General features: G+C 68.0%; 14 protein-coding genes. 10 read left to right on the top strand and 4 right to left on the bottom strand.

The features are described 5' to 3' along the window. Positions 1 to 70: 70 nt before the first annotated feature. The 3 genes from ACJH7A_RS07440 to ACJH7A_RS07430 all read right to left on the bottom strand — a co-directional run bounded on the left by ACJH7A_RS07440 (position 71) and on the right by ACJH7A_RS07430 (position 3,599). Complete coding sequence (locus ACJH7A_RS07440; protein WP_406801674.1) at positions 71 to 2,002, bottom strand: Hsp70 family protein; 1,932 nt, start codon at positions 2,000 to 2,002, stop codon at positions 71 to 73. A 239-nt stretch (positions 2,003 to 2,241) separates the two neighbouring features. Further along, entirely contained in the window at positions 2,242 to 2,892 is a 651-nt protein-coding gene (locus ACJH7A_RS07435; protein WP_212808048.1) for a L,D-transpeptidase, read from the bottom strand. 47 nt (positions 2,893 to 2,939) lie between these two features. Continuing rightward, entirely contained in the window at positions 2,940 to 3,599 is a 660-nt protein-coding gene (locus ACJH7A_RS07430; protein ID WP_406801672.1) for a phosphatase PAP2 family protein, read from the bottom strand. Positions 3,600 to 3,698: 99 nt separating this feature from the next. Between ACJH7A_RS07430 and ACJH7A_RS07425 the strand changes: the two genes are divergently transcribed. The 8 genes from ACJH7A_RS07425 (at position 3,699) to ACJH7A_RS07390 (ending at position 12,205) form a co-directional block, all read left to right on the top strand. Further along, a complete protein-coding gene (locus ACJH7A_RS07425; protein ID WP_212808046.1) occupies positions 3,699 to 5,363 on the top strand; it encodes a cytosine permease in 1,665 nt (554 codons plus the stop codon). Positions 5,364 to 5,462: 99 nt separating this feature from the next. Beyond that, positions 5,463 to 5,948 (top strand): hypothetical protein, encoded by a 486-nt coding sequence (locus ACJH7A_RS07420; RefSeq protein ID WP_212808045.1) that lies wholly within the window; start codon positions 5,463 to 5,465, stop codon positions 5,946 to 5,948. 26 nt (positions 5,949 to 5,974) lie between these two features. Next, complete coding sequence (locus tag ACJH7A_RS07415) at positions 5,975 to 6,694, top strand: NUDIX hydrolase (RefSeq protein WP_406801670.1); 720 nt, start codon at positions 5,975 to 5,977, stop codon at positions 6,692 to 6,694. Positions 6,695 to 6,794: 100 nt separating this feature from the next. Further along, on the top strand, positions 6,795 to 8,168 hold the full coding sequence (locus ACJH7A_RS07410) for a sulfatase (RefSeq protein WP_061001056.1): 1,374 nt from the start codon (positions 6,795 to 6,797) through the stop codon (positions 8,166 to 8,168). Between the two features lie 62 nt (positions 8,169 to 8,230). Beyond that, entirely contained in the window at positions 8,231 to 9,031 is an 801-nt protein-coding gene (stf0, locus tag ACJH7A_RS07405; RefSeq protein WP_061001055.1) for a trehalose 2-sulfotransferase, read from the top strand. Beyond that, positions 9,028 to 9,930 (top strand): sulfate adenylyltransferase subunit CysD, encoded by a 903-nt coding sequence (gene cysD, locus ACJH7A_RS07400; protein ID WP_406801669.1) that lies wholly within the window; start codon positions 9,028 to 9,030, stop codon positions 9,928 to 9,930. The genes stf0 and cysD overlap by 4 nt, the downstream gene beginning before the upstream one ends. Further along, positions 9,930 to 11,789, top strand: coding sequence for an adenylyl-sulfate kinase (gene cysC, locus ACJH7A_RS07395; protein ID WP_406801668.1), 1,860 nt, complete (start codon positions 9,930 to 9,932; stop codon positions 11,787 to 11,789). The genes cysD and cysC overlap by 1 nt, the downstream gene beginning before the upstream one ends. A gap of 209 nt (positions 11,790 to 11,998) precedes the next feature. After that, complete coding sequence (locus tag ACJH7A_RS07390; protein ID WP_318984720.1) at positions 11,999 to 12,205, top strand: hypothetical protein; 207 nt, start codon at positions 11,999 to 12,001, stop codon at positions 12,203 to 12,205. Between the two features lies 1 nt (position 12,206). On the opposite strand, the gene ACJH7A_RS07385 is transcribed toward ACJH7A_RS07390, so the two are convergent. Beyond that, positions 12,207 to 12,968, bottom strand: a complete 762-nt coding sequence (locus ACJH7A_RS07385; protein WP_406801667.1) for a trans-aconitate 2-methyltransferase — start codon at positions 12,966 to 12,968, stop codon at positions 12,207 to 12,209. 51 nt (positions 12,969 to 13,019) lie between these two features. Here ACJH7A_RS07385 and ACJH7A_RS07380 point away from each other — a divergent pair, with 51 nt between their 5' ends. Beyond that, a complete protein-coding gene (locus ACJH7A_RS07380) occupies positions 13,020 to 13,919 on the top strand; it encodes an amidohydrolase family protein (protein ID WP_212808041.1) in 900 nt (299 codons plus the stop codon). Positions 13,920 to 13,928: 9 nt separating this feature from the next. Next, positions 13,929 to 15,164 carry an alpha/beta hydrolase family protein gene (locus ACJH7A_RS07375; RefSeq protein ID WP_406801666.1) on the top strand — a complete coding sequence of 412 codons (1,236 nt, stop codon included), beginning with the start codon at positions 13,929 to 13,931 and terminating at the stop codon, positions 15,162 to 15,164. Positions 15,165 to 15,172: the final 8 nt, after the last annotated feature.

The following is a 15,172-nucleotide window of genomic DNA, read 5'->3' as shown; positions in this document are numbered from 1 at the left end:
GACGTTCCGACGCCTGCGTCAATAGTCAATACGGGATTCAAATCAGCGAGATCCGATGCAATTCCGCCCATCAATAGGGGTATTGCTGCGGATACTGCTGCGGGTACTGCCCGTACGGGTACTGCTGCTGTCCCGGGTAGTACGGATTGGCCGGCGGCTGGGATTCCACCGGTTGGTCCGGGCCTTTGGGGACCTGAATCGGGATCGGCACCGGCACGAACGGCAGCCGAATGTAGCTCGTCGTCATGGTCGGCGTCGTCGAAGTCGGCGTCTCCGACGTAGGCGGTGGTGGTGGCGGAGGCGGCGGCTCGCTCGTGGTGGCGGTGGTCGTCGCCGGCGGCGGAGTCGTCGTCTGCGCGTGCGTCGTGGTGGTGTGCGTCGGCGCCGGCGCGTGGGTGACCGGCGGTTGGTACGTCGGGCTGGGCTGCGGGGGTGGCGGTGCGGGGACCTCGTTGGTGACGGTGACAGTGCTGGGCGGCGCCGGTTCGGCCGGCGGCGCCGGGGGTGGCGTCGGAGATTCGCTCAGCGACGGCGGCGGGGTGGTCGGCGGCGCGACGGGCTTGCGGTCACCGGTGAGCGCGATCGTCACGCCGCCCACGGCCGCGATCGCGGCGAAGATCGCGACGCCGAACACCACCAGCGGGAGCCGCTGCCAGGCCTTGGACGGCTCGGTGGCCACCGCTGCGGCCGGCGGCACATACTGCGCGATGGCGCGAGTGGTCGTGGTGTCACCGAAGACGTCGTCGCCGGTGTAGGGCAGCAGGTCACCGCCGCCGTCGGAGTCCTCGGACCAGGCCAGGGACGGTCCGGTGGTTTTGACCACCCGGGCGGCCGCGGTGTCGGTGAGCACGTCGAGTTCGGGGATGGCCGCGGGCGCGGTGGCAGGGCCGCCGTCGACCGCCGCGGTCGGTGCGGTGCCCAGCAATGCGGCCGGCGCCATGCCGGTCTTGGCGTCGGCGTCGGCGCCGTACACCGCGAACAGTGCCGCACCCACCGCGGCATCGAGCGCCGGCTGCGGGGTCGTGACGAGAATGCCCGCGGCGCCACGCGCCTCGAGATGTGCGGCGAGCCGCGTACTGATCACCGGGATCCGCGCGCCACCACCGACCGCAACCAGCGAGCTGACGGATCGCCACGCAATGTTGTTGCGCTGCAACAGCTCATCGAGCTCCGTCAGCACCCCGGTCAGCGGATCGTCGAGCAGTTCGGACAACTCGGCGCGGGTGACCTCGACATCGCCCTGGTGGCCCGGAATGTCCACCGGCACCGTTGCCGTCTCGGCCTCCGACAGTGCTTCCTTTGCCGCACAGCAGGATTCACGGAGCTTCTCCAGTGAACTCACAGCCGCGGTGCCTGCGGTGTCCACTCCCCCGGCACCACCGACACGGTCGAGCACGTGCGCCAGCAGCGCCTGGTCGACGGCCTCCCCGGAGAATTCGGTGTACCGAACGGTCTCGATGGGCTCGAACGACGTGTCCGCGGCAGCCAGCGTGATGCTGGTGCCACCACCGCCGAAATCGAGCAGCGCCGCGGTGCCGGTGGCTGGCAGACCCGGGTTGGCGTGCAGTGCTGTCAGTGCCGCGACCGCGTCGGACACCAGCCGCGCCGGCACGCCGTTGGGCGCCAGGCTGGGATTGGATCGCATGACGGTCCGCATCGCCCGCAACGTCGCGGTATCCCAATGCGCCGGAACCGAAATCGCCAGCTGTCCTGTCGGCGGCTCACCGCCCGCGGCCTCGATCAGGGCGTCCAACGCCTCGGCCACCAACTGGTCGGCGTGATACGCCGTGCCGTCGGGCGCCACCATCGGCACCGGGTCGCCGACGCGTTCGACGAAGCCGGTGAGTGTCACGCCGTCGTCGACGGCATCCGCGGCCAACCCGATCTGGGGCGCGCGGTCACGGAACAGGCGCAGCACCGCGCGCCGCACCATGGGCGGTTCACCGACGCGCGCTGCGACCAGGTTGGTCGTCCCGATCGACAACCCCAGCTGGTGGCTCATAACCCCACCACCCTAACGTGCGAACGCGTTGCCGCAGCTCGGGACACGTGCGAACGGCGTTCTCGCAGATTGCTTTTCGTCCGCTGTGTCCGCCCTGTGGACGAAACCTGCCGAGCCTGTGCGCCCGGTGTGCTGCAACGCCCGGCAGGGGCGGCATCGACGAGCTCCACAGTCACGACCGCACCCCCGACGCGACGATGCCGCTCAAGCTGAAACCCGGTGCTGCCCTTCATATCTGATTACTTGGCAACGGCGATCAGCGCTCCCGGTTGCAGCCATCGCATGATCTTCACCAGGGTGCCCTCGTCGATCGCCACACATCCGGCCGTCGGGCCGTCACCGATGTGGACGAAGAACGCGCCACCGTTGCCGGGCGTCCGTTGCGGGTTCACGCCCATGACCACGGCGTATTTGTAGGGTGCGATGTCGAGGTTCTCGGTGCCACTCGCGGGGTCGGTGTCGAAGCGGCACTGCGCCTTCTTGCACACCTGCATGGTGTTGTAGGTGGGGCTCTTCATGTCGCCGTCCCACCAGTGATCGGGCGTGGTCTGGACGTATTGCAGACCCGTACCGGGATTGGCGGCGGTGCCGAACGCGAACGGCAGCGTGAAGATGCCCATCGGCGTCTGCAGGTTGCCGTCGTGGCTCTGCGGGACCATGCCCCGGGAACCGACGTGCGCCGGAATCCCGACCGCGACGGCGTCCCACCCTGCGGGCCCTCGCTGATACACGTCCATCTTCGCCGACGAACCACCAACGCCCACAACCGAAATCACCTGCGTGGCCGATCCCACCGAGTTGGCGAACCACGGAGTGACCACCGCGTTGCCGACGGGCGCCAGTGCCACCGCCAGCGCGGCAGCACACAGCAAAGCGAACAGTCGGCGCACCCGTCCATGGTCGAGAACCGCCCTCTGGAAGGTCAAGCCAGGGCGGGTCAAGGTTTGGGCACGATAGGGCTTCGGCTTTGAGACCCGGCCGACGCAGGCACTGGCGCGAGCAAGGGCACGCAGATCAGGAACCACAGCGCACCCAGCAACCACCCTGCGAGGACGTCGGTCGGGTTGTGCACGTTGAGCACCACCCGGCTCGCCCCGACGGTCACGACGATGACGGCACAGAGCACCTCGATCAGCCGCTGCCGCGCCACCCCCCACAGCCGGAACACCGCACACAGCCCCAGCGCACCGGCCATGGTGCCCAGCGCGTGCCCCGAGGGGAACGACCACGACGGTTCGTGTGCCAGCGCCGTCAGCGGCCGCGCCCGTTGGGCGATGTCCTTGGCGAGCTCGGTGACCAGACCGGTCGCGGCGACGCCGATCAAGAGGAAGAGCGCGGTGCGACGCTGTCGCCGTGCGAGCGCGAAGAACGCGACCACCACCCCGATGATCCGGAAGGTCCAGGGTCCGAAGACGAAGGAGAACCACTGCCAGCCGACCACCCAGCCGGGATGTGCCGCACCGTACCGGTGCAAGGGCGCGAGCAGCGACGTGTCGAAAGCCGTCACCCAGGGCCATTGCGCTGCCCAGCCCACCCACAGCAGGGCGTAACCGATCACGGCCGCGGCCCCGATCAGCCAGCGGTTGCGGTTCGTCACCGGTCTCCTTCCGGGATGCGCTCGCGCGCTGGAAATTCGCTACCGCCCGGAACATAACTGTCACGGGCACGAAACAAACTGACCATAGCTTCGCTAACCATGACCCAAGACCTCAGCCAGGAGCCGCTGTCGCCTGCCGCTGTACCGGACGTCGATCAGGACCGGTTGACCGCGACACGCGAAACCTTGGAGGACTACACCCTCCGCTTTGCGCCGCGCAGTTACCGGAAATGGTCGACGCGCGTGGTCGGCATCTCGGCACTGGGCGGTATCGCCTACCTGGCCGACTTCGCGATCGGCGCCAACATCGGCATCTCGTACGGCACCACCAACGCACTGGCGGGCATCGCGATCTTCGCGGTCGTCATCCTGCTGACCGGGTTCCCGGTGGCCTACTACTCGGCCCGCTACAACATCGACCTCGATCTGGTGACGCGCGGCAGTGGCTTCGGCTACTACGGCTCGGTGGTCACGAACGTCATCTTCGCGACGTTCACCTTCATCTTCTTCGCGCTGGAGGGGTCGATCATGGCCCAGGGCCTCAAATTGGGCCTGGGCCTGCCGTTGTGGCTCGGCTACGCGGTGTCGACACTGATCATCTTCCCGCTGGTCATCTACGGCATGAAGGTGCTCTCGACGCTGCAGGTCTGGACCACCCCGCTGTGGCTGATCCTGATGGTCGCGCCGTTCGTCTACCTGCTGATCAGCCACCCCGAATCGGTCGGGCAGTTCTTCGCCTACCAGGGCAAGGACCACATCCAGGGCTTCGACATGGGCTCGACGCTGCTGGCCGCCGGTGTGTGTCTGTCGCTGATCGCGCAGATCGCCGAGCAGAACGACTACCTGCGGTTCATGCCGCCGAAGACCCCGGAGAACAAGCGCTCCTGGTGGACCTGGATGTTCCTGGCCGGCCCGGGCTGGGTGTTCTTCGGCGCCATCAAGCAGGTCGTCGGCCTGTTCCTCGCCGTCTACCTGATCGCCAATGTCGCCGACAGCGCGGGCATCGCCAACCAGCCGGTGCACCAGTTCCTGTCGATCTACGAGAACTTCCTGCCGGGCTGGCTCGCCATGACCCTGGCCGTGGTGCTCGTGGTGATCAGCCAGATCAAGATCAACGTCACCAACGCCTACTCGGGCTCGCTGGCCTGGACCAACTCCTACACCCGCATCACCAACCACTACCCCGGCCGCCTGGTGTTCCTCGGCGTGAATCTGCTGATCGCGCTGATCCTGATGGAAGCCAACATGTTCGACTTCCTCAGCACCATCCTCGGCTTCTACGCCAACTGCGGCATGGCCTGGGTTGTGGTGGTGGCCAGCGACATCGTCTTCAACAAGTACCTGCTGAAGCTGTCGCCCAAGGAGCCCGAGTTCCGTCGCGGCATGCTGTACGCCTTCAATCCGGTGGGCTTCGGCTCGATGCTGATCGCGGCGGGCCTGTCGGTGGTGGCGTTCTTCGGTGGACTCGGCTCCGCGCTGACGCCCTACTCGCCGCTGGTGGCGATCGGGCTCGGTGTGGTGCTGCCGCCGATCATCGCCATCGCCACCAAGGGCAAGTACTACCTGCGCCGCACCGACGACGGCATCGACCTGCCGATGTACGACGAGCACGGCAACCCGTCCGACGCGCACCTGCTGTGCCAGAAGTGCCACCACGAGTACGAGCGGCCCGACATGCTGGCCTCGGCCGAGGGCGGCTACATCTGCTCGCTGTGCCTGGCCACGGACAAGACCGGAGAGCACGTCCTGCCCGCGCAGAACTGACGGCCGTCACCACCGACGCGGCGCCGAGTGTGAGACAACACGTCCACGCTCGGCGCCGTTTCTCGTGGGGCATTCACCCCCGGGGCCTACGCTGAAGGCATGGCTGTACTGCTGCGCAAGCTGCTCGGCATCGGCAACCTGCCCGATGACATCCGTGAGCAGCTCCAGGCCGAGGGGCTGCTGCACGTGGCCGAGTTCATCCCGGTGACGTTCCGGTTCTCCGGCCACGTCCCCGGCAAGGTCGCCAAGAGCACCCTCCGCAGCCTGGTGGGCGCATTGGTGATCACCGAGAAGCGGCTGCTCGGCACGCTGTCGTCGGTGCCGAAGAAGGGCGCCAAGACCGTCAACCACCTGTGGGACGCGCCCGCCGGCACCATGGTCCGTGCCGAGCTGGACGAGTCCGGTCTGCTGCTGGACGCCCCCGATCTCTCCGCGGTCGACCCGAGTTTCGAGGGTTCGATGTCGCTGCGCTACAAGACGCCGCTACCCGCCGACCTGCTGGCCGCGCTGCCGGCCCGGGCATTCACGTTCGACGTGCCCAACAAATACGTGTATCTGGCCTGTGGGATGCCGCCCACCACCTGAATCAGTCGGCGCGTAGCGTCGGGCCGATGACGATCCGGTACGACGACGCACTGCGCGAGCAGATCGGGACGCACCTGACCGGCCACCGCCGGCGGGTGGTCGACGACCCCACCAAGCGCCACGCCGCGGTGGCCATCGTGCTGGTGGACTCCGAGCGTGGTGAGGACCGGATCGACCCCGCCCCGGTCGACGAATGGATCGGTGGCCGGCCGCTGCCCGACCAGAATCTGGACGGCCGCATGGTCGACGTCGCCGGCGGCGCGGCGTTCCTGTTGTGCCGCAGGACGTCCCGGCTGAACTCGCATTCCGCGCAGTGGGCGCTGCCCGGCGGGCGCCTCGATCCCGGCGAGACGGTCGTGGACGCGGCACTGCGCGAGCTGCACGAAGAGGTCGGCATCAAGCTGGCGGAGGAATCCGTGCTGGGGCTGCTCGACGACTACGCGACGCGCTCCGGATACGTCATCACGCCCGTGGTGGTGTGGGGCGGCGGCCGGCTGGACCCGCAGCCGTCACCCGACGAGGTGCTGGCCGTGTACCGCGTCGGGCTGCACCAGTTGCAGCGGCCGGACTCGCCGCGGTTCATCTCCATCCCCGAGAGCGACCGTCCGGTGGTCCAGATTCCGCTGGGCAACGACCTCATCCACGCGCCCACGGGCGCGGTCCTGCTGCAGATGCGCTGGCTCGGGCTGGAAGGCCGGCCGGACCCGGTCGACGAGCTGGAGCAGCCGGTGTTCGCGTGGCGATGAGGCGGGCACGAATCATGCCGCACGAAACCGTTGAACAGTAAAGCAATTCGCGGTTTCATGGCTGATTTCGTGACCATGATCGCCAGGAGGTAGCCGACCCATGCCCCACACGCCGGGCCAGAACGTGCTGTTCGTGCACTGGCACGACCTCGGGCGCTACCTCGGGGCGTACGGCCACCGCGACGTCCGCAGTCCCCGGCTGGACCAGCTGGCCGCCGAAGGCACCCTGTTCACCCGGGCACACGCCACCGCCCCGCTGTGCTCGCCGTCGCGCGGTTCGATCTTCACCGGGCGCTACCCGCAGAGCAACGGGCTCGTCGGGCTGGCGCACCACGGCTGGGAGTACCACGCCGGCGTGCAGACGCTTCCCCAGCTGCTCTCCGAATCCGGTTGGCACACCGCACTGTTCGGTATGCAGCACGAGACGTCGTTCCCGTCCCGGCTGGGGTTCGACGAATACGACGTCTCGAACTCCTACTGTGAATACGTCGTCGAGCAGGCCCTGCGGTGGCTCGAGGAACCACCACAGAAGCCGTTCCTGCTCACCACTGGATTCTTCGAGACGCACCGGCCGTACCCGCGGGAACGCTACGAACCCGCCGCCGGCGAGACCGTCACCGTCCCCGATTACCTGCCTGACACCGACTCCGTACGGGAAGACCTGGCGGAGTTCTACGGGTCCATCGCGGTCGCCGATGCGGCGGTGGGGCAGCTGCTGGACGCGCTGGAAGCCCGTGGGCTGGACCGCAACACGTGGGTGGTGTTCCTCACCGATCACGGACCGGCCCTGCCACGGGCGAAGTCGACGCTGTACGACGCCGGCACGGGCATCGCGATGGTCGTGCGGCCACCACGCGACGCCGGGATCGAGCCACACGTGTACGACGAACTCTTCAGCGGGGTGGACCTGCTGCCGACGCTGTTGGAGTTGCTCGGGGTGCCCGTTCCAGTTGAGGTGGAGGGTTTTTCGCACGCGCAGGCTCTGACGCGCAGCGAGGCGGGGTCCGCGGTACGCGAGGAGGTCTACACCGCGAAGACCTATCACGACTCGTTCGACCCTATTCGCGCAGTGCGAACAAAAGACTTCAGTTACATCGAGAACTATGCTTCGCGCCCGCTGCTGGACCTGCCATGGGACATCGCCGACAGCCCGCCCGGCCGGGCCGTGCAGCCGGCCATCAGTGACCCACGCCCGGCCCGCGAACTCTATGACCTGCACGCCGACCCCACCGAGCGGCACAATCTCCTGCTCGACGTGCAACCCGAATACCATGCAGTGGCAGCACAATTGGCGCTCAAGCTCAACACCTGGCGGCAGCAGACGGGCGATGTCATACCGTCGGACTTCACCGGGACGCAGATCTCCGACCGCTATACCCGGACATATCTGAGCATCCACGGACGCCCTGCGACGAGCCGCTCAGCGGTGGCCTCCGACCGCGGAATCAACCCGGATTCGACGTCGCAAGACTAATACTCATTGTGCGAAAAATCCCCTTCTGCAAGGGATTTCAGCGCAGGCTAGGCTCTTGCGCCATGACAGCACGGACGGCCTATCTGGTCCTCGCATCACAGCGCAGCGGCAGCACGCTTCTCGTCGAGTCGCTGCGCGCCACCGGTGTGGCCGGCGAACCCCAGGAGTTCTTCCAGTACCTGCCACACACCAGCATGTCCCCGCAGCCGCGCGAATGGTTCGCCGACACGGAAGACGAATCGATCCTGCGGCTGCTGGACCCGCTGATCGACGGCAGGCCCGAGCTGGCCCCGGCCACCATCTGGCGCGACTACATCCAGACCGCCGGACGCACGCCCAACGGCATCTGGGGCGGCAAGCTCATGTGGAACCAGACCGCGCAGTTGCAGCGCCGGGCCCAGGGCCTGCCGGACCGCTCCGGTGACGGACTGCTGGCCGCCATCCGCGACGTCATCGGCTCCGATCCGGTGCTCATCCACATTCACCGGCCCGACGTGGTGTCACAAGCGGTTTCGTTCTGGCGCGCGGTGCAGACCCGCGTGTGGCGGGGCCGTCCGGACCCGGTGCGCGACGCCCGCGCCGAGTACCACGCCGGCGCCATCGCACACGTCGTGCGGATGCTGCGGGCCCAGGAGGAGGGCTGGCAGAAGTGGTTCCTCGACGAGAACGTCAACCGGATCGAAGTGCCGTATCCGGTGTTGTGGCGCAACCTGACCGAGGTCGTCGGCGATGTGCTCGAGGCGCTCGGTCAGGACCGCAGGTTGGCACCGACGCCGGTGCTGGAGCGGCAGGCCGATCAGCGTTCGGACGAATGGGTGGAGCGCTACCGCGCCGAAGCCGAAAAGGAAGGGCTGCCGGTATGAGTATTCACGTCGACGAGCTCCGGCTGCTCGAAGCCGAAGCCGTGCACATCATCCGCGAGGTCGTGGCCGAGCTGGAGCGCCCGGTCCTGCTGTTCTCCGCGGGCAAGGACTCGATAGTGCTACTTCGGTTGGCCGAGAAGGCTTTCCGGCCCGGACCATTGCCGTTCCCGGTACTGCATGTCGACACCGGCCACAACTTCCCCGAGGTCATCGACTTCCGGGATCGCCGCACCACCGGCGTCGGGCACAAGCTGCTCGTCGGGTCGGTGCAGGAGAGCATCGACACCGGCCGGGTGGCCGACCCGGGTCCGGGGGCGTCGCGCAACAGGCAGCAGACCCGCACCCTGCTCGATGCCTTGGAGGCCGGCGGCTTCGACGCAGCGTTCGGCGGCGCCCGCCGCGACGAGGAACGCGCCCGCGCCAAAGAACGCATCCTGAGCTTCCGCGACGAGTTCGGCCAGTGGGACCCGCGCGCCCAGCGGCCCGAGCCCTGGTCGCTCTACAACGGCCGCATCCGCAAGGGCGAACAGGTGCGCGTGTTCCCGTTGTCCAACTGGACCGAACTGGACATCTGGCGCTACATCGAGCTGGAAAACCTTGAGCTGCCGTCGATTTACTTCGCGCATGAGCGCGAGGTGTTCGAACGCGATGGCATCCTGCTCGCCGTGTCGGAGTACACCCAGCCGGGTCCTGGCGAATCGGCCGCGGTGGAGTGGGTGCGCTACCGCACCGTCGGCGACCTGACCATCACCGGTGCGGTGCGCTCGAAGGCCGTCGACATCGCGAGCGTCATCGCCGAGATCTCCGCTGCCACCGTGTCGGAACGCGGCGAGACCCGCGCCGACGACCGCACGTCGGTGGCGGCGATGGAAGACCGTAAGCGAGAGGGCTACCTCTGATGAGCACCAGGCAACTTCTGCGCATTGCCACCGCGGGCTCAGTCGACGACGGCAAGAGCACCCTGATCGGCCGGCTGCTGCACGACACCGACAGCCTGCCGCTGGACCACCTGGACGCCGTCACCGACGACGACGGGGTGGCCGACCTGGCGGCCCTGTCCGACGGCCTGCGCGCCGAACGCGAACAGGGCATCACCATCGATGTGGCCTACCGCTTCTTCTCCACCGAGTCCCGCAGCTACATCCTGGCCGACACCCCGGGCCATGAGCGCTACACCCGCAACATGTTCACCGGCGCCTCCAACGCGCACGTGGCCATCCTGCTGGTCGACGCCCGCGCCGGTGTGCTGCGCCAGACCCTGCGCCACGCGCGGATCGCAAAGCTGTTGGGTATCAAGCACTTCGTGGCCGCGGTCAACAAGATCGATCTGGTCGACTTCGACCAGGCGCGCTTCGATGCGGTACACGACGAGCTCGGTAAGGTTGCCGCCCGACTGGGTGCGGTGGACCTCACCGTGATCCCGCTCGCGGCCAAGCTCGGCGACAACGTCGTGCACCGTTCGGAGAACACCCCGTGGTACGAGGGGCCGACACTACTGGAGTACCTCGAGGGCATCGAACTCAGTGCGCCGCAACCCGAACCGGCCAAGCTGCGGCTGCCCATCCAGTGGGTGTCCCGACCCACCGCGGAACAGCGCCGCCGCTACACCGGCCGGCTGACCGCGGGCACCCTGCAGGTCGGCGACACCGTGCTGAGCCTGCCTGCGGGTACCAGCTCGACCGTCACCGCCGTGGACACCCTCGACGACGACCGCACCACAGCCGTTGCCCCACTGTCGGTTTCGATCGAGCTGGCCGACGACATCGATGTCGGCCGCGGCGACGTGCTGGTCAGCAGTGCCGAGAACGCGTCGATCCCGGTGCTGGCCCGCGAGCTCGACGCCACGGTGTGCTGGTTCGCCGAGACCCCGCTGCGCGCCGGTGACCGTCTGGCACTCAAGCAGGGCACCCGCACCGTCCGCGCCACGGTGCAGGCGCTGCACACGCGGCTCGATCCCGAGACGCTGGACGACATCGATCAGCCGGTCGAGTTGGTACTCAACGACATCGGCGCCGTCACACTGCGCACCAGCTCGACCGTCATCGCCGACCCGTACCGCGACAACCGGGAGAGCGGCGCCTTCATCCTGATCGACGAGACGTCCAACGACACCGTCGGCGCCGGCACCATCACCGAGCCGCGCGAGGTGAAGCTCGGCACCCACTCGCGCAGCGACATCCGTTGGCACCATTCGTCATTGGACCGGTCCTACCGGTGGGCACGGACCGGGCAGCGGGGCGCGACCATCTGGTTCACCGGGCTGCCGGCGTCGGGTAAGTCGACGCTGGCCGTCGCGGTCGAGCGGGCGCTGGTCGAAAGTGGGCAGGTGGCCTACCTGCTCGACGGCGACAACATCCGGCACGGGCTGTCCGACGACCTGGGGTTCTCCGCGGGAGACCGGGCCGAGAACATCCGCCGGGTGGGCCACCTGGCACGCCTGTTGGCCGACTCGGGTGTGGTGGCGCTGGCCTCGCTGGTGTCGCCGTTGAAGTCGGACCGCGACACCGCCCGCGAGCTGAGCACCGTCGCCAAGTTGCCGTTCATCGAGGTCTACGTGTCCACCCCGCGCAGCGAGTGCGAGCGCCGCGACCCCAAGGGCCTGTACGCCCGGGCCAAGGCCGGTGAGCTGCGCGGCCTGACCGGCGTGGACGCCCCCTACGAGCCGCCGGAGAACCCGGATCTCGTCGTCGACACCACCGGCGCCGACATCGACACCCTGGTCGCCCAGGTGCTCGGGGCGCTCAACACCCTCCGCTGACCAGGGATTTGTGCACGTTTTTCCGCGGTCGGCGCGGAAAATCGTGCACAAATCCCCGTGGCGGTGTCCCCCGATCGGGGGACAGTGAATTCATCCTGTTGAGGGCCCGGCTGGTGGACAGACGGCCGGGCCCTGCTGCGGGACTCTTGAGTCAACACCGGATCACCCCGGATACGACATCAAAAGCCCACAGCAGCAGGAGAATTCAGATGAGCATCGTCACCCGCTGGGTCAGCTACTTCATCATCGTCATCGGCCTGACCGTCGCGCCCGGCCTCATCGCGATCGGCCTGGCCACGTCCGCTCACGCCGCGCCCTCCACCACCTCGAGCTCAGTGCACCAGGTGTTCGCGCACCAGAACAACGCGCCCCAGCCCGGGACCCCGATTCAGCACCAGTACCAGCAGATTCACTGATTCACGTCTGGGCGACCACGAAGATCCGGCGGAACGGGAAGAACGTCGTGCCGTCGGGCTGGGGCGGGTATGCCTGCGCCAGCAGCGGGATGATCGCCTGCCGGTACCGCTCCCAGGCGTCGACGGTGAGCCGGGAGCGGACGTCGGTCAGCGCGGTGCCGGTGATCCAGTCCAGCACCGGTGTGGCACCGGTCAATTGGTGCAGATAGGTCGTCTCCCAGGCGTCGACGGTGCACCCCGCGGCGGTCAGCAGCGCGGCATAGCCCGCCGGGTCGTCGACCACGTTCGTCTCGCGGAACCGGATGTCGGCCAGCGCCTCGGCGAACTCCGGATACCGGGCGACCTCCCGCACCGCCCGATGTGACGGCGAGTCGAAGTTGCCGGGCACCTGAAAGGCCAGCCAGGCACCCTTCGGCAGTTCGGCGGCCCACCGCCGCAACAGGTCGCGGTGCTCCGGAACCCATTGCAGCACAGCGTTACTCACCATCACATCGGTGTCGGCCGCGGGCGCCCAGTCGGCGGCCGCCACCACCCGGGCGTCGACGCCGCGTGCCCGGGCCGCCTCGACCATCTCCGGTGAGTTGTCCACCGCTTCGATCACCGCGCCGGGCCAGCGCTCCGACAGCGTGGCAGTCAGATTCCCGGGGCCGCAGCCCACGTCCGCCACGCGCCGGGGTGCCTGGGCACCGACGCGCGCGAGCAGGTCGTAGAAGGGCCGGCCGCGGTGGTCAGCGAAGGCGAGGTAGGTGTCTGGATTCCACACATCCCCATCCTGCCGCCGGGTCCTGGCGCGCGCCTGCCATTCTGTTGGGTGATGGACGATTCAGTACGCGACTTCTGGCAGTCGCTGGCCCTTCCCGGCCTGATCGACGTGCACACCCATTTCATGCCCAAGAACGTGATGGACAAGGTGTGGAAGTACTTCGACAGCGCCGGGCCGCTCACGGGCCGCACCTGGCCCATCACCTACCGCACCGAGGAGCAGCACCGGCTGGAGACGCTGCGTGGTTTCGGGGTGCTGGCGTTCACGTCGCTGGTCTATCCGCACAAGCCCGACATGGCCGCCTGGCTGAACCAGTGGGCCGCGCAGTTCGCCGCGCAGAACCCCGACTGTCTGTCGACGGCGACGTTCTTCCCGGAGCCCGGCGCAGCTGACTACGTGGCCGAGGCCATCGCCGGCGGCACCGAGGTTTTCAAGGCGCACGTCCAGGTCGGCGCCTATCACCCCGCCGACCCGCTGCTCGACGACGTGTGGGGCGCCATCGACGAGGCCGATGTCCCGGTGATCATCCACTGTGGTTCCGGCCCGACGCCCGGCGCGCACACCGGCCCAGGCCAGATCCGCACCGTGCTGGACCGGCATCCGGGTCTGAAGCTCATCATCGCGCACCTGGGCATGCCCGAATACACGGACTTCCTGGACCTCTGCGAACGATTCGACGGCGTGCACCTGGACACCACCATGGCGTTCACCCCGTTCATCGAGGAGTCCATGCCGTTCCCGCCTGCCGAATTGCCCCGGCTGGCTGCGCTCGGTGACCGCATCCTGTTCGGCAGCGATTTCCCCAACATCCCGTACCGGTACGGCGAGTCCCTCGAGGTGCTCAGCAAGGTGGCCCCGGACGACGACTGGCTGCGAAAAGTGCTGTACCACAACGCCGCCAGGCTGTTCGATCTCGAAGATCGGCTGACGGGCGCCGAGAACCGGGGTTAGCATCCGAACGTGAACAATCCGCACGGCGATGCGTTCAACCCACCCGTCCCGGTCCCCGACGTGCCGGGCGCGGATGCCACCGCCCGCGGACTGCCGCGCCGGTCCGACCTGACGTGGCAACAGAAGCTGATCGTCGACTCCTCTGCCGTCGCTGACCTGGGCCTTCGTACGGCGCTGGCCTCGGTGATCGGCGCCGGCATGATTCCGCGGATGGCAGCGTCGGCGGTGCGCAACCGGGCCGGCGACGACCCCGACGCCCTGCGGTTCTATGCCGAACTGGCCGCCACCAAGGACCCCCGGCAGTGCTTCCCCGCGCCCAGCGGTCCGCCGCAGGTGTCCACGCGTGCCGCCGGCGCCGTCGCGCAGCGGGTCGCGCGCGGCCAGGTGCAGAACATCTGGTTCCAGAGCAGTTACGACGCCGTGTATCCCGGCATGCGGGACCGGCGACGCGGCTATGCGCGCAACAACGTGGTGCATGCCCAGCATTGGCGGCACGACGACGGTCCGCGTCCCACACTGTGCGTGATCCACGGGTTCATGGGCTCGCCCTACCTGTTCAACGGCTTGTTCTTCTCGCTGCCGTGGTTCTTCCGCTCCGGGTACGACGTCCTGCTGTACACCCTGCCGTTCCACGGGCCGCGGGCCGAGAAGGGCTCTCCGTACAGCGGCTACGGCTTCTTCATGGACGGCGTCCCCGGCTTCGCCGAGGCCATGGCGCAAGCGGTGCACGACTTCCGTTCCGTACTCGACTATCTGGAGCACACCGGGGTCGACCGCGTTGCCCTGACCGGAATGTCGCTGGGCGGCTACACCTCGTCGCTGATCGCCTCGGTCGACGACCGCATCCAGGCCGTCATCCCGAACGTCCCGGTGGTGACACCGGACCGCACGGTCGACGAATGGTTTCCGGCCAATCTGCTGGTCAAGCTGAGCAACCGGTTGGCGCACACCGACGACGACCTGATCGCCACCGCCGGGCAGTACCACTCACCGCTGAACTACCGGCCGCTGGTGCCGCGCGACCGCCGGCTGATCATCGCCGGTCTGGGTGACCGCCTGGCGCCGCCGCAGCAGGCCGAATTGCTGTGGGAACACTGGGATCGCTGCGCGTTCCACTGGTTCCCCGGCAACCACATCCTGCACGTCAGCCAGCCCGACTACCTGCGCCGCATGACCAAGTTCATGAGCCCGTTCATGTTCGACGGCAGCGACCGTCAAGCCGACCGGGCCCGTTCGGCCCGTTGACCCTGGAG

This window comes from Mycobacterium sp. SMC-17, assembly GCF_045310915.1.
Classification (GTDB): domain Bacteria; phylum Actinomycetota; class Actinomycetes; order Mycobacteriales; family Mycobacteriaceae; genus Mycobacterium.
This window is presented reverse-complemented; position numbering and strand designations above follow the sequence as displayed.